This window comes from Myroides sp. ZB35, assembly GCF_001865835.1.
Classification (GTDB): Bacteria; Bacteroidota; Bacteroidia; order Flavobacteriales; family Flavobacteriaceae; genus Flavobacterium; species Flavobacterium odoratimimum.
The window spans coordinates 3,491,094-3,513,266 of record NZ_CP017769.1 but is presented as its reverse complement, the minus strand read 5'-3'; the positions used below and the strand labels follow the sequence as shown (position 1 = coordinate 3,513,266).

Annotated in this window: 15 protein-coding genes; 14 read left to right on the top strand and 1 reads right to left on the bottom strand. The window is 32.3% G+C overall.

From position 1 onward, the window contains the following. Nucleotides 1-9 precede the first annotated feature (9 nt). From BK054_RS15565 to BK054_RS15545, 5 genes are all read left to right on the top strand, one after another. On the top strand, nt 10-1,581 hold the full coding sequence (locus BK054_RS15565) for an alginate lyase family protein (protein WP_071307480.1): 1,572 nt from the start codon (nt 10-12) through the stop codon (nt 1,579-1,581). Next, complete coding sequence (locus tag BK054_RS15560; protein ID WP_071307479.1) at nt 1,578-2,744, top strand: glycosyltransferase family 4 protein; 1,167 nt, start codon at nt 1,578-1,580, stop codon at nt 2,742-2,744. Before BK054_RS15565 ends, BK054_RS15560 begins: the two co-directional genes overlap by 4 nt. 11 nt (nt 2,745-2,755) lie before the next feature. After that, a complete protein-coding gene (locus BK054_RS15555; protein ID WP_071307478.1) occupies nt 2,756-3,664 on the top strand; it encodes an NAD-dependent epimerase/dehydratase family protein in 909 nt (302 codons plus the stop codon). 111 nt (nt 3,665-3,775) lie between these two features. Next, nucleotides 3,776-4,732, top strand: coding sequence for an MraY family glycosyltransferase (locus tag BK054_RS15550; protein WP_071307477.1), 957 nt, complete (start codon nt 3,776-3,778; stop codon nt 4,730-4,732). Between the two features lie 333 nt (nt 4,733-5,065). Continuing rightward, nucleotides 5,066-5,542, top strand: a complete 477-nt coding sequence (locus BK054_RS15545; RefSeq protein WP_071307476.1) for a transferase — start codon at nt 5,066-5,068, stop codon at nt 5,540-5,542. A gap of 220 nt (nt 5,543-5,762) precedes the next feature. On the opposite strand, the gene BK054_RS15540 is transcribed toward BK054_RS15545, so the two are convergent. Continuing rightward, nucleotides 5,763-6,122: an adenylyltransferase/cytidyltransferase family protein gene (locus BK054_RS15540; RefSeq protein ID WP_071307475.1), complete on the bottom strand. Its 360-nt coding sequence runs from the start codon at nt 6,120-6,122 to the stop codon at nt 5,763-5,765. Nucleotides 6,123-6,373: 251 nt separating this feature from the next. Between BK054_RS15540 and BK054_RS15535 the strand changes: the two genes are divergently transcribed. The 9 genes from BK054_RS15535 (at nt 6,374) to BK054_RS15495 (ending at nt 22,148) form a co-directional block, all read left to right on the top strand. Next, the gene (locus BK054_RS15535; RefSeq protein WP_071307474.1) at nt 6,374-6,727 is read left to right on the top strand and encodes a four helix bundle protein; all 354 of its coding nucleotides are present in this window, start codon (nt 6,374-6,376) and stop codon (nt 6,725-6,727) included. A gap of 597 nt (nt 6,728-7,324) precedes the next feature. Beyond that, the gene (nagB, locus tag BK054_RS15530) at nt 7,325-8,119 is read left to right on the top strand and encodes a glucosamine-6-phosphate deaminase (RefSeq protein ID WP_071307473.1); all 795 of its coding nucleotides are present in this window, start codon (nt 7,325-7,327) and stop codon (nt 8,117-8,119) included. Between the two features lie 224 nt (nt 8,120-8,343). Further along, complete coding sequence (gene galE / locus BK054_RS15525; RefSeq protein WP_071307472.1) at nt 8,344-9,360, top strand: UDP-glucose 4-epimerase GalE; 1,017 nt, start codon at nt 8,344-8,346, stop codon at nt 9,358-9,360. A gap of 401 nt (nt 9,361-9,761) precedes the next feature. After that, nucleotides 9,762-9,983, top strand: a complete 222-nt coding sequence (locus tag BK054_RS15520; protein WP_071307471.1) for a hypothetical protein — start codon at nt 9,762-9,764, stop codon at nt 9,981-9,983. Nucleotides 9,984-9,991: 8 nt separating this feature from the next. Then, nucleotides 9,992-10,201, top strand: coding sequence for a hypothetical protein (locus BK054_RS15515; protein WP_071307470.1), 210 nt, complete (start codon nt 9,992-9,994; stop codon nt 10,199-10,201). Nucleotides 10,202-10,219: 18 nt separating this feature from the next. Then, nucleotides 10,220-10,615 (top strand): hypothetical protein, encoded by a 396-nt coding sequence (locus BK054_RS15510; RefSeq protein ID WP_071307469.1) that lies wholly within the window; start codon nt 10,220-10,222, stop codon nt 10,613-10,615. Nucleotides 10,616-11,114: 499 nt separating this feature from the next. Continuing rightward, nucleotides 11,115-13,154: a S8 family serine peptidase gene (locus tag BK054_RS15505; RefSeq protein ID WP_071307468.1), complete on the top strand. Its 2,040-nt coding sequence runs from the start codon at nt 11,115-11,117 to the stop codon at nt 13,152-13,154. A 661-nt stretch (nt 13,155-13,815) separates the two neighbouring features. Further along, on the top strand, nt 13,816-14,277 hold the full coding sequence (locus tag BK054_RS15500; RefSeq protein ID WP_071307467.1) for a hypothetical protein: 462 nt from the start codon (nt 13,816-13,818) through the stop codon (nt 14,275-14,277). An 857-nt stretch (nt 14,278-15,134) separates the two neighbouring features. Beyond that, a complete protein-coding gene (locus BK054_RS15495; RefSeq protein WP_071307466.1) occupies nt 15,135-22,148 on the top strand; it encodes a hypothetical protein in 7,014 nt (2,337 codons plus the stop codon). The last annotated feature ends 25 nt before the right edge of the window (nt 22,149-22,173 follow it).

Here is a 22,173-nt window from a genome sequence, read left to right as displayed (position 1 = left end):
GAGAAAGTTATGAATAAGGTTTATTTGATTTTAAATACAATTAAGCATTTAAAATTTCAACAATTATTTTATCAAGTAGTTTATCGCTTAAAATCCAAATCAATACTTTCATTAATTAATAATGAGAATATTATATATGAAGGGATTACTTTTAAACAGTTCAGCTTTGTTGATAAAAATATGATTACAGGTCAGTGTACATTTTATTTTTTAAATCTAACTAAGAGTTTTAATTCTGTTATAGATTGGAACTTCATGGAGTATGGTAAACTGTGGAATTATAATTTAGAATATTTTAATTATTTAGATCACGAAGATTTAGCAAAAGACACAAAAGTAGAATTAATAAATGATTTTTATAATTTCTCGATTAAAAATAAGCGAGCTCTAGAGCCATACCCAGTTTCTTTGCGAAGTATTAATATAATAAAGTTTGCTGTAAGAGAAGGTTTAAAAAATGAATCATTTATGGGATGTACTTATCAAGAGTTACAATTTTTACATGCTAGTTATGAATATCATATTTTAGGAAATCATTTATTAGAAAACTGTTTTGCTATGATTTTAGGAGGGGCATTTTTCAATGAGCAAACTTGGTTAGATAAAGCTAAGAGAACATTATATAAAGAATTGGATGAACAAATTCTAGATGATGGAGCTCATTTTGAACTAAGTCCAATGTACCATCAAATCATTTTGTATCGAGTTTTAGAATTGGTTGATTGGTATGAAACATATTCAAAAAAAGATGAAGAATTTTTATCGTTTTTGAAAGATAAAGCAAGTAAAATGCTCTCTTGGTTAGAACAGATTTCTTATAAAACTGGAGATATTCCTTTCTTTAATGATACTGCTAATGGTATTACTTATGATACTCATAAACTACTTCATTATGCTAGTTTATTGGATATTGATAGGACAAGGATGCCTTTAGGTAAGTCAGGATATAGAAGTTATCAAGGAGTAAACTATGAAATAAAAGTGGATTACGCACAGGTGGGGGCTAGTTATCAACCTGGACATTCTCATGCAGATTCTTTAGGGTTTGTTTTATACTATAAGGATAAACCATTATTTGTTGAAGGAGGAACTTCAACATATCAGATTGGTAAACAAAGAAATTATGAAAGATCAACAATTGCTCATAATACAGTTGTTGTGAATAACTTAAATCAATCAGAGGTGTGGGGTGGATTTCGATTAGGTAAACGTGCAAAAACATATATTGAACATGATGATAAAAATCGAATTAAAGGGTATCATGATGGTTATAAACATATTGTAGGTAATGTATATAGAGAATTTATTCTTGAAGATGATCAAGTTGTAATTATAGATTCAATTGAAAAGAGAATAGGAGAGTGTAAAGCATATTTTCATTTAAGTGAATATGTTAGTGTTTTAGAAAAAAAGGGTAGTACGTTAGTATTATCTAACGGTGTTTCTATTTCTTTTGAGAATGCAATTAGATATGATGTAATTAAAAGCACATATGCAGAAGAATATAATGTTTATAAAGAAGGTATTACAATAATTGTAGATTTTGTTAGCTCTTTAAAAACAACAATAATTTTACTATGAAAAAAATATTATTCTTATCTTTTTATTTTGAGCCAGATTTATGTGCTGGTTCTTTTAGGAATAGCCCATTATTAACTGAAGTATCAAAGAGGTTAAGTGATAGTGGTAGAATAACAGTTATAACAACAAAGCCTAATAGATATAGTAGTTTTAAAGAAGATGCATTATCTTTAGAAGAAAAAACTAATTACACAGTTCATCGTATCCAATTACCTTCGCATCAAAGTGGGATGAAGGATCAAGTAATAGCTTTTAGAACTTACTATAATGAAGTTAAGAAAATTGTGAGAGATGAAAAATATGATTTAGTGTATGCTTCATCTTCACGTTTATTTACAGCTTATTTAGGTTATACAATTGCAAAAAAGCAAGGTATTCCCCTTTATTTAGATATTAGAGATATTTTTGTAGACACAATGAATGACGTTTTACAACAAGGAATGATAAAACGACTTGCTCTACCTGTATTGAAAATAATTGAAAAAAAGGTATTCTCTTATGCAACTCATATCAATTTAATATCAGGGGGATTTAAAGATTATTTTGAAAAGTATAAATCAACATTTTCTTTTTACCCTAATGGGATTGATGATGTTTTTTTAGAAAATGAATGTGATTATGTTTCTGATGGGAATAAAAGAATTATAACTTATGCAGGAAATATTGGACAAGGACAAGGATTACATAAGATAATTCCTCAAGCAGCTCAAGAACTTGGAGATAGTTATATATTTCAGGTGATTGGAGATGGGGGAGCTAAACAACAACTTGTAGATGAAGTGACACAAAGATCTTTGACAAATGTGATTTTTAAGGATCCAGTACGTCGTAATGAATTAATTGATATTTATAATTATTCGGATTATTTGTTTATTCATCTTAATGATTTTGATGCTTTTAAAAAGGTATTACCTTCTAAAATTTTTGAATTAGGAACTTTTAAAAAACCAATTATTGCAGGTGTAGGTGGTTTTGCTAATAGTTTTATGAGAGAGAATATTTCAAATATCATCCTTTTTAAACCTTGTGATGTTAATGATATGGTAAATCAAGTAAAAGGTTATAATTATCATTTAGAAGATCGTGTGGAGTTTAAAAATAGATTTAAAAGAAGTCAAGTCAATCAAGAAATGGCTAAAAGTATTCTTCAATATCTTAATTAAAGGATTAATAAATGAAAATAGCAATTACTGGAGCTTCAGGTTTTGTAGGTCAAAATTTAGTACCTTATTTAGGTAATAAAGAACATTGCGTTCATACTTTATCGTTACGTAATAAAGATTGGCAAAATAGAATTCCTACAACGACAGAAGTGATTATTCACTTAGCTGGTAAGGCACATGATACAGCTAATACGTCTAGTGCTGATGAATATTTCAGAGTAAATAGAGATTTGACGATAACATTATTTGATCATTTCATTAAAAGTGATGCAAAAGATTTTTTTTACTTTAGCTCTGTAAAAGCAGTAGCGGATACAGTGGAAGAAGTTTTAAAAGAAGATGTAACACCTAATCCTTATACTCCTTATGGACAATCAAAGCAGGAAGCAGAGAAGTATTTATTAAATGCTTCTCTAACTGAAGGAAAGAGAGTGTTTATCGTTCGTCCTTGTATGATACATGGTCCTGGAAATAAAGGAAATTTGAATTTATTATATAAAGTAGTGGAGAAAGGTATTCCTTGGCCATTGGCATCTTTTGATAATCATCGTTCTTTTCTATCAATAGATAACTTGTGTTATTTAGTGAATGAAATGATGCAGAATACTAATATCCCTTCAGGAGTGTATAATTTTTCTGATGATAAAGCTTTATCAACAAATGAATTGGTTACTTTAATCGCTAAGGTGTCTAATAAGAAACCTAAACTGTGGCATATCTCTAAAGGATTTATGAATACAGTATCTTCTATAGGTGATAAGATTAAATTACCTTTGAATTCTGAACGATTGAAGAAATTGACAGAGAATTATGTAGTATCTAATGATAAAGTGAAAGTGGCTTTAGGTATAGATAAATTGCCAATAAGTGCAGAAGAAGGGTTAGAAAAAACGATACGCAGCTTTGCTGCACGTGATTAGTGTAATGAACGTGATGAGGGGATACGTAGTGACGTCATATGACTATAACGCATTATGTTTTTCACATAACGTTCTTAACGGGCAAAGTGATTAGCGATTAAAAAGAAAAAAATGGAATACATTATAGTATTAGCAGTATTATTTATTGCAGAGTTAGTGTACTTTAAAATAGCAGATAAGTACAATATTATAGATAAACCCAATGAGCGTAGTTCTCATTCTCAAATTACTCTTAGAGGAGGTGGAGTAGTATTCTACTTCGGAGCATTGGCATACTTTATTTACTCAGGATTCGAGTATTCTTATTTTATTATAGGACTAACAGCTATAACGATGATAAGTTTCTTAGATGATATCTTTACATTATCCAATAAGATACGCTTATTGGTACATTTGGGTTCTGTGTTGTTGATGTTCTATCAATGGAATTTGTTTGGATTATCTTGGTTGTGGATATTACCAGCTCTAGTTGGGGTGATTGGTACTATCAATGCTTATAACTTCATGGATGGGATTAACGGGATTACAGCATGGTATAGTATTGTGGTATTAGCTCTATTAGCTTTAGTGAATCAAACGATTGGCTTTGTGGCTATGGATTTGATTTTGTTTGCTTTATTAGGAGCTGTGGTATTTGCCTTCTTTAACTTTAGAACAAAGGCTAAGGCCTTTGCGGGAGATGTAGGTAGTGTGAGTATGGCATTTATTGTTGTCTTCTTATTAGGACAGTTAATTATCACTACTGGTAATTTTAGTTACATCTTATTTTTATCTGTATATGGTATAGATACGGTATGGACAATTATTCGTCGTGCATTGAATAGAGAGAATATTTTTCAAGCACATCGTACTCACTTATATCAATATTTAGCCAATGAGGCTAGGGTCAATAAACTGTATGTTTCTTTTGGATATGGTGTACTACAGTTTGTAATCGGATATGGTGCTATTGATATGGCTGATCAAGACATGACTACGCAAATAGTATTTGCTGTATCATTATTGGTAGTCATGAGCGTGGTGTATTTGGTTATAAAGAAGAAGGTGATAGGAAGATATGTTTCTTAGTAAAAGAAGAATAACCTTATAAAGTTTACAAAAAAAAAGATTATTTATTTTACTTTTTTGGCTTGACCCTAAAAAGTAACAAAAAAAGTCAAGGCTGTAACTCCTAAGCGGTCAATTACGGAACAAATTCTGAAACAAAATGAACTCGCTACACTCAAACAGAATTTTGTTTCTTGGAATTTGCACCTATTGACACTCGCTTATACGTTAAGGCCATAAGATCGCTTCGCAAGGATAATTGCAGTGAGTAGTTCACTTATCAATCGCTTTGCAAGTGTAATTATTTTTAAGAGTTTATTTAATTTATTACTTCGTAAGAATAATCGTTCAAGAATGAAAAAATATTTAATATACGGTAAAGGTGGTCATGGTAAGGTAGTAGAAGATGCGATTTATCAGTTAGACAATGATAATAGTGTGGAGTATTTCGATGATGCTTCTAATCCTTATAGTGAGGATTATGAGAAGGAGGCAGAGTTGATTATAGGTATAGGGAATAATGAGGTACGTAAACGTATAGTGGAAGAGGTAAAACATAGCTTTGCTACTGTTATACATCCTACTGCTTATGTGTCTTCATCTGCAGAGATAGGTGAAGGTACAGTAATATTAGCGAATGCTGTAGTACAGGCTGATGCTAAAATAGGGAAGCACTGTATTATCAATGCGAATGTGACTGTGGATCACGATGCAATAGTAGAGGATTATGTATGTACTTATCCTGCATCTTACGTGGCTGGTTTTGCACGTATTACTGAAGGCCAGACTTTGAAACCTGGACAGGTAGTGTGGAAGAGTGAAGTGTTTTAATTACGTTATTTTGTTTTTTTGTGATTTCGTAAAGAGGAATTACTTGAGAGTTTTAAGATTATAATAAATAGGAAAGCCTACATTAAGACAACAGCTTTTTTTATTCCTGTCGTTTTGCTTTTTGTTATTCTGTGATTTTGTAACGGATAATTTTTTTGTAGAGATCAAAAAACCGAAAAAACAAAAAGACATCCTTGCTTAGGTGTCTTTTTATAATCAATTATCGTTTATTATAATATATTTCTATTCCCTTCTCTATACAGAAGTTCTTCGCGGTGAAGTCTTTTCCTTTATACTCTTCACCAATGATACGTATGTCTATTTTATAAGAGCGCATAATGTCTTCTAAATCTTGTTCTGTGATATAAGGAACAATTTCGTCTACGTATTTACAACCTTTGAGTTGGATATAACGTTCTACCAGAGTCTGAGGTGCTAATCCTTTATAATTATTGTCAGTATGGGGGTTAGTTTGTAAGCCTACGATTAGATAGTCGCATTGTGTTCTGGCTTCTTCTAGCATCTTGATGTATCCTGCGTGTAGGTGATCAAAAGGGCTGAAGGTAATTCCTATTTTCATGTTCTGTTGTGATTTTTTGGTTTTTTGGTTTTTTGTATTTCTGTGTTTTTGTGATTTTGTTTTTCTGTTGTTTTGTTTTTTTGAAAAGATGTTTTTGTTTCAAAAAGACAAAAGACCAAATAAGCGAAAGACTTTTTCTTTGTTTCTGAGGAGCAAATGTAGTATATATTAGGGAAACTTAACAATCTAGTAATAAGGAAAGCTTATATATGGAATGTTCTTTGAAACTAATTACTAAAAAGATAAAAATTATGTATGAGTTTTATTTTGAAAAATTGGAGGTATGGAAAAATGCTAGAACCCTTAATAAGGATGTCTATTTATTGACTAGCAAATTTCCTAAAGAAGAATTGTTTGCTATTGTATCTCAGTTAAGACGAGCTACTTCAAGTATATCAGCTAATATTGCTGAGGGTATGTCTAGAGAGACTTCAAAGGAGAAGAAGCGGTTTTTGAATATTGCGTATGCTTCTGCAATGGAAGTTATTAGTTTTTTGACTTTGAGTTTGGATTTAGAATTCTTGAATGAAGTAAAGTATAGGGATATTCGTTCTAAAATAGAGCATATAACTAATCAGTTGAGAGCATTGAGTAAGACGGTTTAGTTCTTTCTTTTTTGTTTCTTTGTTTTTCTGTTTTTCTATAAGATGTTTGTTTCAAAAGACCAAAAAGGCGAATAAGCGAAAAACTTTTTCTTTGTTTTTCTGTGTTTTTGAGAAGCAAATGTAATATATATAGGGAAACTTAACAATCTAGTAATACAAAAAGGTTCTATGTGGAATGCTCTTTGAAACTACTGTTTATAAAAAGGAATATTATACAAAAGCTATTCTTTCTTTTCCTTTTTTCCTTGATGAAAAGACGAAACCGGACATTTTCTTTACGCTCGGCCCTCCGTTTCCCATTTCCTGTTCTCCGTTCCCTGTTTTCTGTTCTCGACAAAGATATTGTTTCAAAAAAAAATATACTTTAGCCGTACCTGCCTGTTTTACTCAAAAAAGCAAGTAATTCACCCATTGTGATGATGCTCGCAAAATATAAATGACTATATTTACAGAATAGAATTACTCCAAAAAAGAAAGAACACCTATATGGGTGTTTTGTCGTTGGTCTCTGTTATGAAGAAAAAGGACAGGGTGTATAAATTAAAAAAGAAGGGAGGATATATAAAAATTGTTTTATTGTAGCTAAGGAAAAGATAGATGAGTGAATTATTTAAAACGCAAGAAATTACATATAGCAAAGGAGACGCTATTAAAGTATACTCAGATAAAGATATTGCTTCGGCTTATGTAGCAGAACGTATTGCGAAAATTATAAAAGAAAAACAAAATAGGGGGCAGCGTGCAGTTATCGGACTAGCAACGGGGTCAACACCTAAAGGAGTATATAAAGAGCTGATACGCCTTCACAAAGATGAAGGGTTAAGCTTTCGAAATGTAACTACATTTAACCTGGATGAGTACTATCCTATACTACCTATAGATGATCAGAGTTATGTGTCGTTTATGAAAAGTAATTTGTTTAATCATATCGATATTGATCCTGAATATGTCCATATACCAGATGGAACACTTTCTATAGAAGGAATACAAGCGTACTGTGATCTGTATGAAAAAAAGATAGTAGATTTCGGAGGATTAGATTTGCAGTTATTGGGAATAGGCCGTACAGGACATATCGGGTTTAACGAGCCTGGTGCAGTATTAGAATCTCGTACTCGTCTGGTAACGCTAAATGATATTACTCGCGAAGATGCGAAGGATGATTTCGGTGGGAAGGATAAAGTGCCTACTCAAGCGATAACCATGGGAGTGCAGACTATCACGCAAGCGAAAGAGGTAATTCTGATGGCGCTGAGTCAGCGCAAAGCAGAGATTATTAAAAAGGCGTTAGAAGGGGATATCTCTGCGGAGATTCCGGCGACTTTCTTACAGACTTTATCCAATGTAGAGTACATCTTAGATAGCGAGGCTGCTTCGTTGTTAAGAAAGTAAGGTAGAGAGGGAGCTGGGAACAGTAAACCAACAACATATCGTTTATATATAGAAAGCTGTTACTTTTGGTAATGGCTTTTTTACTTTTTGAAACTGGGAACTGTTCATCGAAAGCCTTTTGAACACTGTTCCCTCAAAAAAACAAAGGTTTTAGCATTTGGTTATTGTTAAAAATTACAAAAGGTCTATCTTTGAAGATTAAAGTATGAAAAAACTGTAAGAAGATGAAGATACTAGTTACGGGTGGATTGGGGTTTATAGGATCTCATACCGTAGTAGAATTACAAGAACAAGGATATGAGGTGGTTATCGTAGATGACCTGTCTAATGCCTCTATTAGTGTATTAGAAGGCATAGAAGGGATCACTGGGATACGTCCTGAGTTTGTACAACTTGATCTAAGAGATAAGCAAGGAGTATTTTCGTTTTTTCAAACGAATCAAGATATAGATGGAGTGATTCACTTTGCAGCTTCAAAAGCTGTGGGGGAGAGTATGCAAAGGCCACTGATGTATTATGAGAATAATATAGTACCCTTATTAAATCTTTTAAAGGAGTTAGAAAAGAAAGAGAAGGCACATTTTATCTTTAGTTCTTCGTGTACTGTATATGGACAAGCCGAAGTGATGCCTATCACAGAAGAGGCGCCTATACAAGTAGCACTATCTCCATATGGAAATACAAAACAAATAGGAGAGGAGATTATAACAGATGTTACGCGTGTAAGTAGTATAGACGCTATACTATTGCGTTACTTTAATCCTATCGGGGCGCACAAGTCTGCTTTAATAGGAGAATTACCAATCGGAGTACCTCAAAATCTTATTCCATTTATTACACAAACAGCTATAGGTGTGCGAAAAGAGCTATCTGTATTTGGTGAAGATTATAATACGCCTGATGGAACGTGTATTAGAGATTATATCCATGTAGTGGATTTAGCAAAAGCGCATGTAGCTGCTTTAGATAGACTGGTAAAAGGTGAAAATATAGAGAAAGTAGAAACTTTTAATGTTGGAACAGGAAAAGGATCTTCTGTTATGGAGATTATTAACGCTTTTGAGAAGGTATCTGGGGTGAAACTACACTATAAGATAGTAGATAGAAGAGAAGGAGATATTACTGAGGCTTATGCTTGTACTAGAAAAGCAAATCAAGTGCTAGGTTGGAAAGCTGAGCTATCATTAGAGGTAGCGTTAGACAGCGCATGGAAATGGGAACAAAAAGTGCGTAAGCATTAAACAGGATGTAACTTTTATTCTATAATGTTGTCTTATATAAAGACACTGTCAAAATTAAAATACAATACAGCAATAGAGAAGTAAAAACAATTTTTAACAATTTGTCCTTTTACTATCGCTTATAATAACTCTATTGCTTTTTTATAAGAGCCCACCTTTTGGTGGGTTTTCTTTTTTAATCCTGTTTTGTAAATCTACTTACTAGTTCGTGTGGAGTTTAGGTGTAAATCCTTGCTAACGATTTTTGTTATATATAAATTATTTTGGTTAAAAATGAGAATATTTTAATTTTTTGTGTTTTTTGTCACAAAATGTCTTATTTTTGTGTTTTATTATTAATAATAATGTTGTTTTTTGATTTATTTTTGTTAATTCTAGTGTGATAAATTAATTGGCGTGATATGAGGTTTTCTAATTCTATTTTATGGTTGAGTTGTTTTGTAGTGACTCTTAGTTATGGACAAGAACAACCAAATAATACAGCTGGACAGGCTGTTGGTATTAATACTTACTTGCCTCGTACAACTTTAGATATAAATGGGAAGTTGACCATTAGGAATATGGATAATATCGAAAATGATGGGCATGTGAAGGCATTGTATAAGATAAAGAAACAGGGTTAGTAGGTACAGTGGCTCCGTCTACTCCTACAGCGCCTATTTCGGTACTTACGGCTGTTGATTCAGAGTTACTACCTAGTAATGCAGAGAATGCAGCCATTTTTAATCAAGGAAATACAGAACTTATTATTCCTATAACAACAGCTGATTTAGCGCCTAATAATTTAGGATTAAAAATAGAGAATCATGCTATTATAATACAAGAGGATGGTACTTATTAGATTAATGCATATCTAAATATGATTATTAGTTCTGCAAATGTGAATAAGAAAATAACAGTAAACTTTCCCACGGTATCTACAACAACTGGTAAACCTCTACCAGCTACTCAAACTATAGAAATACCCGAGGCTTATAGAATGATATTTATCTATGCCAAGTTAAAACAAAATTCAACATCTATAGCTGGGGCAAGACCTATTTTAAATAATATATTAGGGAGTCAATCTGATATTATTACCTTGCCAACAGTGACTTTAAAATTAACCAAAGGGGACAAGCTTTCATTAGCATTTAATAGAACAATGATTTCTTCTGGTGGAGTGCTAACTCCTGCAGGTGATGATGTGACAAGGATCGGAATTGGGGCAAATTATGGGGCAAAGGCTTATAGTATAACGATAACAAAATTGTAAAATAGACATAGTACATAGCGCAATATACTAGTGAAGCACTGATTAAAAGAGAATTTTTTTTCTTTTACATCAGTGTTTTTTTTAAGTATAGACTATGTGTTTCTTATAGAACTAGTTCGCGCAGATTTAAGGTTGTAATTCCTGCTAAGTATGAATTATAAACCCACGATAATAAAAAATAGGTTTTTACGGTTTTCCGTAAAGGATGAATGTTTTCTATTGTTATTTTTGTCAGCAGTAAGGTACAAGAGGAACTATCTTTATTAATCACTCTTATTTATATTTTCCCAAAAAAATAAATAACCTTTTGCCTTACCATAATAAAAAACCTTTCTTTTATAAGAGAGGTTTTTATTTTTTACAATATACCTAAGTTGATATCCTTTGATAAATATTTGAATTTCTTCATTAGTTTAGAATAGATATAAATAAAAAAATTGAATCAGCCTGTTAGATAAGAATAAATTGTTAATTTTAGCCCGTATTAGGTATAGAAAGTATGAGAAAAATAATAGTAACAGGTTTTGCATTGTTGTGTTTAGGGGTTTATGATCATTATGGACAGACAATCTCTACGCGTAGTGCAGTAAGGGCTACTTATGATTTAGATAAAGCGACTAGAGAAATCAATGCATATACTACCAAAGCAGCTAAAAATAAACAGGAGGCTTTTCTGGAGGCTGAGAAAAGGAATGTACCAACAAGTGGGGTGAATGCCAGAGGGAATTATTTTGAGCTAAGTGGGATAGATGCTAATGGAATTCTACTTTATAAGTCCACTCTGAACTATGGTTCTAGACTAACAGCTAGGGTGAATGGTATCCAAAAGGAGGTTGGCGTTAATCAAGACCTAGAAGGAGAAGGAATGACAGTTGGGATCATCGACGGACTTCCTCTATTAGATACGCATCAAGAGTTTTATACAACTACTTCTAATACAACCTCGAGAGTAACCTTAGGAGAGTCTGTACCTACTCTGACTACATATAATGCTAAAGGGCATCAAAAGAGTCGTTTTCACGCTACTCATGTAGGAGGAACGATGGCAGGGCTAGGATATAATAACAAAGCTCAAGGAATCGCTCCTAAGGCAAAACTAGTGAGTTATTCATGGAGTAACGATTATCGCAAGATGGGGCAAATGGCCTCTGGAGGGATTTTAGTGACTAATCATTCTTATGGGTATAACTACTTCGATGATTATGGATATTTAAATGAGCCTAGTTTGGTGAAGAATTTTGGGGCTTATTCTGAGCACAGTAGAGAATTTGATAGAGTGGCTTATTTATTTCCTTATTATCAACCTGTAATAGCAGCGGGGAATGATGGGGAGTTTCACTATAATGTCTATGGTGGGAGTCAAAAGGAAAACTGTAATTGTGATTTACTAAATGATTCTTCTGTGTCTAAAAATGCTGTGGTAGTAGCTGCTGTAGAAGAGGTCGCTCAATATACTGGGCCTTCTGATGTGATACTAGCCAGCTTTAGTAGTCAAGGGCCTACTAATGACTTTAGGATAAAGCCTGATATTTCGGCTAAAGGGGTAGATGTATTATCAGCTGCTTATCGCAATCCAAGTCCTTTATATGGGGTGCCTGAGACGAGTCTATATGCTTATAGTGATGGTACATCGATGGCTGCTCCTGCTGTCAGTGGAGTGTTTACCCTATGGCAAGAATGGGCTATTCACGCTTCTAGTACAAATATGCCTTTTAAATCGGCTACTTTGCGCGCCTTAATGGCACATACGGCTGATGAGGCAGGTCGTGCTGCGGGACCTGATCATTTGTTTGGTTGGGGAGTGATTAATGCTAAGGCTGGTGTGGATGTCATGCTAGCAGCAAAAGATAAGCGCAGTACCTATATCCTGGAGAATGAACTTAGAGAGCAACAAAAATATACACACGAAATCCAAGTAAGTGAAAAGATGAGTAAGATGGTGGTAACCTTGGCTTGGACAGATGCTCCTGGTATTGTAACGTATCAAAACTCAGATGAGAACTATAAAAGAAATAATAGCGACCTTGTCAATGATCTAGATGTAGTGGTTAGAAAAGGGAAGAATACCTATTATCCATGGAAACTAAATAAGGATTTTAATGACCTTAGAGCTATTCAAGGAGTCAATGATGTAGACAATATCGAAAAGATAGAATTATATGATGTGGAGCCTGGAACGTATGTAATCGAGGTCACTCATAAAGGAAGACTACAGAGTGGTAAGCAGCAATATTCGCTAATCAGTACTGTAGGGGAGTTTGACGACTTACAAGAAAGTAAAGTAGAGACAAAGCAAGAGGTAAGGTTATGGCCTAATCCTGTGGTGGATCATCTATATGTGTCTTTAGATAAGACATACAATGGCAAGGTGATCGATATGAAGGTGTATGATATGAATGGACGTTTAGTACTTAGTAGTAGTGATACTGTACAACAAGAAAGAGTGAGTATCAATATGGCAAGTCTAAACTCTAATATCTATGTGGTAGAGGTAAAAGCAGATAATCTCTCTAAAACGGTTCGTATCGCAAAAAGATAAAAGTTATTAATAGTATATAGTAAAAGCACGAAGGCGAACCTTCGTGCTTTTTTGTTTTTACTTCACTTATCGTAAAAACAAGTATTAGTAGTAGGTTAAAGAAGTACTTTTTTAAAAGCAATGGATGTCTGCCTTTAGGTAAATAATGAATATAAAAATTGTATGGAAACTCAACTGGGTTGAGTGTTATCAAAAATTACTAAAGGCATTCATTTCATCTTTATTTCAATATTCTAACGCTTTGTAATAGGTAAAGTAAAGAGTGTAAGAACAATTATGAAAACTAATTTTAATGATTAGAATATTATTTGATGTAAATTTAGTTTTTTAGCGTGTATTTGTGTTAATAAATATGTATAATTAAATGTTTTATAGTTAATAATGTGAGTTATTGTGTTTTTTTGTTTGGATTGTGTTTTAAAGGAACTATTCTTTTTTATAGGCAATATTTTTTAGAGATAATTCAGCTCTATAAACAATAAAATAGAGTATGATAGAATAGTTAATATTTAGTGAATAGTTTTTGAAATATTGCGGTATTTTATTTCATTTGTTATGTACTTTTTATAAATAGAGGATATAGTTTGAATATTGTCTTGCTATCAAGTGGTATTTTGCCTTACTAACAAAATAATAGTTTGAAAGTAAAACAGTTAGCAATATGAAAAAGAAAGTAATTTTAGGGGCTTTTATGCTTATGGCCTCTTTCGCTAGTGCTCAGACTAAAGTGAGCAGTACTAGTATCGGTATTGATCTGGGGGGATTAGTATCTCTAGTGTATGATGATGTGACTACTCTGGGATTAAAAGATAGTCAGTGGAGAAAGATCAGGGAGTATCAGAGTGATTATGAGAGAAGATATAATCATTGGGCTAGTTCTAAACATTATAAGCAGTATGAATTAGATCGCAAAAGAGAAGAGTTATACAAAGAAATCAGAATACAGATAGGCGATATCTTAACTGTAGAACAACGTGAGAAATGGAATACAGGTGATTACCATTATAAACATTATCACCCTTATGATCACAAGAGAGAACATCACTACAGAAAAAGTAATAAGTATAAAAATAAACACAATAAAAAGTATAAGCACAAGCATAGACACGATGATTGTGACTAGAGATTAAGGAGTCTGCTCTATATGGGGGCAGACTCTTTTTTTATGCACTAAGTAAGGGAAATTTAGATATGTAGATAACCGTTAAATCTTACGCAAGAGTAAACAAATAGAGATACCTATATAAAAAAGAGTATCCCTAATTTATAGAAGAAGTATTAGGTCTACAATTCAATAAAAAAAGCAGTAGTTTATAGCACTCAAGTATTAGACTCTTGCTTTTTAAAAACAAGAGGAATTAGAGTTATATTAAAAGCTTGTTTAAATTAAATACAGAAGTATTAATAAGAGATATTAGATTATTCTTAACAATTAATAAGTAACATAGACTCAAATAAAAATAGGTTTATTTTACTTTTTTTTCTCTTTTAGCACTAAGTTATTATGTTATTATTCTTAATATGAGAATGTATGATTATCAAAAAATCATAATCCAAAATGGCTGTTTTTTTTGTGTTAAAAAAAGTATATAATCATGCTAATACGACGAAAAAATAGATCCAGAGTAGTTTTTGACTGTAAAAACAACAAAAAATCTATTGTAGAAAATGTAAAATCCCTACAAAGTGCAATAAATCACCTTGTGTGATTATAGGCAGTATAACAAAAAGAACATTAGTTTGTGTGTGACAATATGTGATTTTTCTTTTTTAAAAGAATTACCAAACTGAGTTATTTATAATTTTTATAAATAGAGTTAATCTGTTAATTAATGGTTTTTTTTGAATATTAATTTTTGTTTTAGGGTTTTATTTTGTTTTTTCTGCTAAAAAAAATACTTATTATTAATAATAATGTATTATGTGTAATTTTACAAAAGTTAGTTATGAAGAAGTAATTCATAAGAAAAAAGTAAAATTATGATTAAGAAAATTATTCCATTAACAGCACTTTTCTTCAGTGGTTATGTTACTGCTCAAGTTGGGGTTGGAACAAAAAAACCTGCAGATGCAACAATGTTAGATGTAACTGCTACTGATAAAGGGGTTTTATTACCTAGGGTAAATTTATTAAGTCAGACAGATAATACTACTGTAAAAGGAAAACTAATAGAAAGTTTGCTTGTATATAATATAGGGTCAAGTAATTTAAAAGCTGGTTTTTATTATTGGTTTGAAAATAAGTGGACTCCATTAATGTCAGGAGCTACTTTTACAGATACCACTAATAAATCTTTTACAATTAGTGAGGATCAAGAAAGATTAGTTATTACAGATACTGAAAATAATAAAGTTGAATTAGAGATTAAGGATATCGCTAAAAACAGCGTATTTGTTACTAACCTAACTGAGAACAGTGAGTTTGTAACAAAACTTGTAGAGAACAAAGAGTTTATAACAAAACTTGGAGATAATATTGAGTTTGTAGAGAACATCACAAACAACCAGGAGTTTATAGAGAACATCATCAATAAACTAGAAGGGGATTTTGGTAATGTTGGCTATGACAAAGACAAAAATCAGTTCTTTTATTTAAAAGATGGGAAGGTAAACTATATCGACTGGTCAGATCTAGATACTGTAAATGTTAAGTTTTCTTTTGATGATACAAAAGCGAATTTAGTAATCACAGATTCAAAAGGTGGTGTGGTTTCTATTTCAACAGATGAGTTAGGAGAGACCATTGCTAAAAACAGCGTATTTGTTACTAACCTAACAGAGAACAGTGAGTTTGTAACAAAACTTGTAGAGAACAAAGAGTTTATAACAAAACTTGGAGATAATATTGAGTTTGTAGAGAACATCACAAACAACCAGGAGTTTATAGAGAACATCATCAATAAATTAGAAGGAGATTTTGGTAATGTTGGTTATGACAAAGACAAAAATCAGTTCTTTTATTTAAAAGATGGAAAGGTAAACTATATCGACTGGTCAGATCTAGATACTGTAAACGCTAAGTTTTCTTTTGATGATGTAAAAGCAAATTTAGTAATCACAGATTCAAAAGGTGGAGTAGTTTCTATTTCAACTGATGAGCTAGGCGAGACAATTGCTAAGAACAGCGTATTTGTTACTAACCTTACAGAGAACAAGGAGTTTGTAACAAAACTTGTAGAGAACAAAGAGTTTATAAAAAAACTTGGAGATAATATTGAGTTTGTAGAGAACATCACAAACAACCAGGAGTTTATAGAGAACATCATCAATAAATTAGAAGGGGATTTTGGTAATGTTGGTTATGACAAAGACAAAAATCAGTTCTTTTATTTAAAAGATGGAAAGGTAAACTATATCGACTGGTCAGATTTAGATACTGTAAACGCTAAGTTTTCTTTTGATGATACAAAAGCAAATTTAGTAATCACAGATTCAAAAGGTGGTGTAGTTTCTATCTCAACTGATGAGTTAGGAGAGACTATAGCTAAAAATGATGTATTTGTTACTAATCTTACAGAGAACAAGGAGTTTATAACAAAACTTGTTGAAAACAAAGAGTTTATAACAGAGATTACAAACAACCAGGAGTTTATAGAAAACGTAATTAATAAATTAGAAGGTCAGTACGGAAACGTAGGATATGACGTTGCTAAGAATGAGTTTTTCTACATTGATACAGACGGAAGTGTTAAGCCAATATCTTGGTCAGATCTAGATACTGTAAACGCTAAGTTTTCTTTTGATGATACAAAAGCAAATTTAGTAATCACAGATTCAAAAGGTGGTGTAGTTTCTATCTCAACTGATGAGTTAGGCGAGACTATAGCTAAAAATGATGTATTTGTTACTAATCTTACAGAGAACAAGGAGTTTGTAACAAAACTTGTAGAAAACAAAGAGTTTATAACAGAGATTACAAACAACCAGGAGTTTATAGAAAACGTAATTAATAAACTAGAAGGTCAGTACGGAAACGTAGGATATGACGTTGCTAAGAATGAGTTTTTCTACATTGATACAGACGGAAGTGTTAAGCCAATATCTTGGTCAGATTTAGATACTGTAAACGCTAAGTTTTCTTTTGATGATACAAAAGCAAATTTAGTAATCACAGATTCAAAAGGTGGTGTAGTTTCTATCTCAACTGATGAGTTAGGAGAGACTATAGCTAAAAATGATGTATTTGTTACTAATCTTACAGAGAACAAGGAGTTTATAACAAAACTTGTAGAAAACAAAGAGTTTATAACAGAGATTACAAACAACCAGGAGTTTATAGAAAACGTAATTAATAAACTAGAAGGTCAGTACGGAAACGTAGGATATGACGTTGCTAAGAATGAGTTTTTCTACATTGATACAGACGGAAGTGTTAAGCCAATATCTTGGTCAGATTTAGATACTGTAAACGCTAAGTTTTCTTTTGATGATACAAAAGCAAATTTAGTAATTACAGATTCAAAAGGTGGAGTAGTTTCTATTTCAACTGATGAGCTAGGCGAGACTATAGCTAAAAATGATGTATTTGTTACTAATCTTACAGAGAACAAGGAGTTTATAACAAAACTTGTAGAAAACAAAGAGTTTATAACAGAGATTACAAACAACCAGGAGTTTATAGAGAACATCATCAATAAATTAGAAGGTCAGTACGGAAACGTAGGATATGACGTTGCTAAGAATGAGTTTTTCTACATTGATACAGACGGAAGTGTTAAGCCAATATCTTGGTCAGATTTAGATACTGTAAACGCTAAGTTTTCTTTTGATGATACAAAAGCAAATTTAGTAATCACAGATTCAAAAGGTGGTGTGGTTTCTATTTCAACTGATGAGCTAGGCGAGACTATAGCTAAAAATGATGTATTTGTTACTAATCTTACAGAGAACAAGGAGTTTATAACAAAACTTGTAGAAAACAAAGAGTTTATAACAGAGATTACAAACAACCAGGAGTTTATAGAAAACGTAATTAATAAACTAGAAGGTCAGTACGGAAACGTAGGATATGACGTTGCTAAGAATGAGTTTTTCTACATTGATACAGATGGAAGTGTTAAGCCAATATCTTGGTCAGATCTAGATACTGTAAACGCTAAGTTTTCTTTTGATGATACAAAAGCAAATTTAATAATCACAGATTCAAAAGGTGGAGTAGTTTCTATTTCAACTGATGAGTTAGGAGAGACTATAGCTAAAAATGATGTATTTGTTACTAAGCTTACAGAGAACAAGGAGTTTATAACAAAACTTGTAGAAAACAAAGAGTTTATAACAGAGATTACAAACAACCAGGAGTTTATAGAAAACGTAATTAATAAATTAGAAGGTCAGTACGGAAACGTAGGATATGACGTTGCTAAGAATGAGTTTTTCTACATTGATACAGACGGAAGTGTTAAGCCAATATCTTGGTCAGATCTAGATACTGTAAACGCTAAGTTTTCTTTTGATGATACAAAAGCAAATTTAGTAATCACAGATTCAAAAGGTGGTGTGGTTTCTATTTCAACTGATGAGCTAGGCGAGACTATAGCTAAAAATGATGTATTTGTTACTAATCTTACAGAGAACAAGGAGTTTATAACAAAACTTGTTGAAAACAAAGAGTTTATAACAGAGATTACAAACAACCAGGAGTTTATAGAGAATATCATCAATAAACTAGAAGGAGATTTTGGAAATGTAGTTTATGATGATACTACTAAAGAGTTTACTTATATAAAACAAGATGGTAGTGTGGGGGTTATTGACTGGTCAGCAGCGGTTAAATCTGTAGAAACAGAAACCACTCTTATAGCAGAGAAAGACGCTAGTGATAAGTTAACAGGAAAGTATACCTATACTAACGAGAAAAAAGTAGTTACTCAGATAGATGTGGTACAATCAGTTATTGATAATAGCAAAACTATCTTTGAGGATAACTCGGTTATAAAAGAGATCATCAACCAAATCGAGAAAGAGGCAGCTCCAGGTACGGTAACAGTTGTTGAGAAAGATGGTGATTTTATCTTTACTTGGAAAGACACCTCTGGTACAGAACATACAACAACAATTAAAGAGATTGTATCTAAGTTTGAGACTCTAACTTTATTAACAGGGGCAAATACAGATGATAAAGCTTTACTTGTTTACACAGATGAAGACAAGAAGATTCATGAGTTAGACTTAACGGTTCTACTTCAAAACAGTAGTGTGTTTAATGAGTTTTTGAAAAACTTTGTAAACTCGGTTAGTGTAGATGAGACAATCACAACAATTGTAGCGGAGCAAAAAGATGGAAAAAACACAGGTAACTACGATTACTTTAACGAGGAGCGTGCACTAGCAGGTTATAAACCACTACGTATTTCTGTTGTTAGTGATGTTGAGAATAATTTCCAAGAGATCATCAACAATAAAAATGTTCAAGAGCTCTTAAACAAGTATATCACAGATAACGTAGAAGGAAACGTGACCTATGAAGGAGGTAAATTCTATGTGACTGTAAAAGATGGAGATACTTACAAAACAGAACAAATCAACATTGAAGAAATTGTTAAGTTATCAGAAACAGAAACCACTCTTATAGCAGAGAAGGACGCTAGTGATAAGTTAACAGGAAAGTATACCTATACTAACGAGAAAAACGTAGTTACTCAGATAGATGTAGTACAGTCAGTTATTGATAATAGCAAAACTATCTTTGAGGATAACTCGGTTATAAAAGAGATCATCAACCAAATCGAGAAGGAGGCAGCTCCAGGTACGGTAACAGTTGTTGAGAAAGATGGTGATTTTATCTTTACTTGGAAAGACACCTCTGGTACAGAACATACAACAACAATTAAAGAGATTGTATCTAAGTTTGAGACTCTAACTTTATTAACAGGGGCAAATACAGATGATAAAGCTTTACTTGTTTACACAGATGAAGACAAGAAGATTCATGAGTTAGACTTAACGGTTCTACTTCAAAACAGTAGTGTATTTAATGAGTTTTTGAAAAACTTTGTAAACTCGGTTAGTGTAGATGAGACAATCACAACAATTGTAGCGGAGCAAAAAGATGGAAAAAACACAGGTAACTACGATTACTTTAACGAGGAGCGTGCATTAGCAGGTTATAAACCACTACGTATTTCAGTTGTTAGCGATGTTGAGAATAATTTCCAAGAGATCATAAACAATAAAAATGTTCAAGAGATCTTAAACAAGTATATCACAGATAACGTAGAAGGAAACGTGACCTATGAAGGAGGTAAATTCTATGTAACTGTAAAAGATGGAGATACTTACAAAACAGAACAAATCAACATTGAAGAAATTGTTAAGTTATCAGAAACAGAAACCACTCTTATAGCAGAGAAGGACGCTAGTGATAAGTTAACAGGAAAGTATACCTATACTAACGAGAAAAACGTAGTTACTCAGATAGATGTGGTACAATCAGTTATTGATAATAGCAAAACTATCTTTGAGGATAACTCGGTTATAAAAGAGATCATCAACCAAATCGAGAAGGAGGCAGCCCCAGGTACGGTAACAGTTGTTGAGAAAGATGGTGATTTTATCTTTACTTGGAAAGACATCTCTGGTACAGAACATACAAAAGGCCTTGTTGAGCTTATTAAAGAAAACTCTACAGTGGCTAGTTTAGTGTTAAAGGATACTGAAAATACCAATAAAGTTAAAGCTGGTTTTGTTTTTAATAGCGGAGCTAATAATACGGCTGATGTTGTTTTTGCAGAAACTTTAACTGAATTAGAAAAAGGTTATAGAACACATAATGTAAATGGAGAAGATATTGATCTAAAAGAGTATTACTTTATCGATGAGACAAGAAATAGAGATGATGTTATTATTAAAGTCTCTGAAACAATCATAGATGAGTTTGATAAGCTTGTTAAGTTTGATAAGGTGAAAAATACCTTAAATGAGTTCATTTCTAATGTCTCAGGTGATGTATCAGTGGTTAAGGTTGGAGATGATATTGTTATTAAGGATAATAAATCTAAAGTAGAGGTAAACTTAACTAACGAGATTAAAGATAAGGAGACTAAAACTACCCTAGAGGCTGTTAAGTATGATATGTATGTTTACATGGTAGAGGTTAATGGAGAGTATCTAGAGGAGCATACTGATGTTAAACGAGAAGGAGAAACAGCCTTAAGAGAATACCAAGCCACTAAATATGTTTATACAAATGAGTTAGGAATAGAAAAAGAGATAAAAGGTAGCGAACTTTTTGGCGCAACTGGAAGCGGATCAGGTAGCCTAGAGACTCTTACATCTTTGTCTTTTGATGCGAAGTATGGGGAAGATTTAAATGCAGGACAAGCCGGACGACCAGCTCTTATTTATAAAGATGAAGAAAAGAATATTTCTCCAATTTTCATAGATCAAATGTTCCAATCATCAGAAACATTAACTTCTTTAGAGGCAAAAGCCGATACAAGAGAATTAATTTATATTGATGAGCAGAAAAATAAACACTTTATATCATATGATGTTTTAGTTCAAGAGCCTTGGTATACAGGTCAGGATCAACAAGCAACTAAAAATGATCAAGATATCTATACTATGGGATGGGTAGGAATTGGTTATAAGGAAAAATCAGGTGCTCCAAATGAGAAGCTACGTGTTAATGGTAGTATTACTGCTACTAATAGTTACTATGCGGATTATGTATTTGAAAGCTACTTTGATGGATATTCTAGTTTAAAATATGATTATAAGTTTAATGACCTAAACACGGTTGATAGTTATATTAAATCTAATAGACACTTACCTGGTATTACACCAATTAGTGATTTAGAAAAAACTGAGACAGGATACTCATTTAATGTTTCTGAGTTATCAATTCAACTGCTGGAAAAAACAGAGGAGTTATTCCTACATGTAATTGATCAACAAAAAGAACTAAATGCAAAAGATAGTGAGATTAAGGACCTTAAAAAGGATGTTAATGATCTAACTAAGCGTTTAGAGGCTTTAGAGGCATTATTGAAATAATTAAATATTAATCAAATATTATATT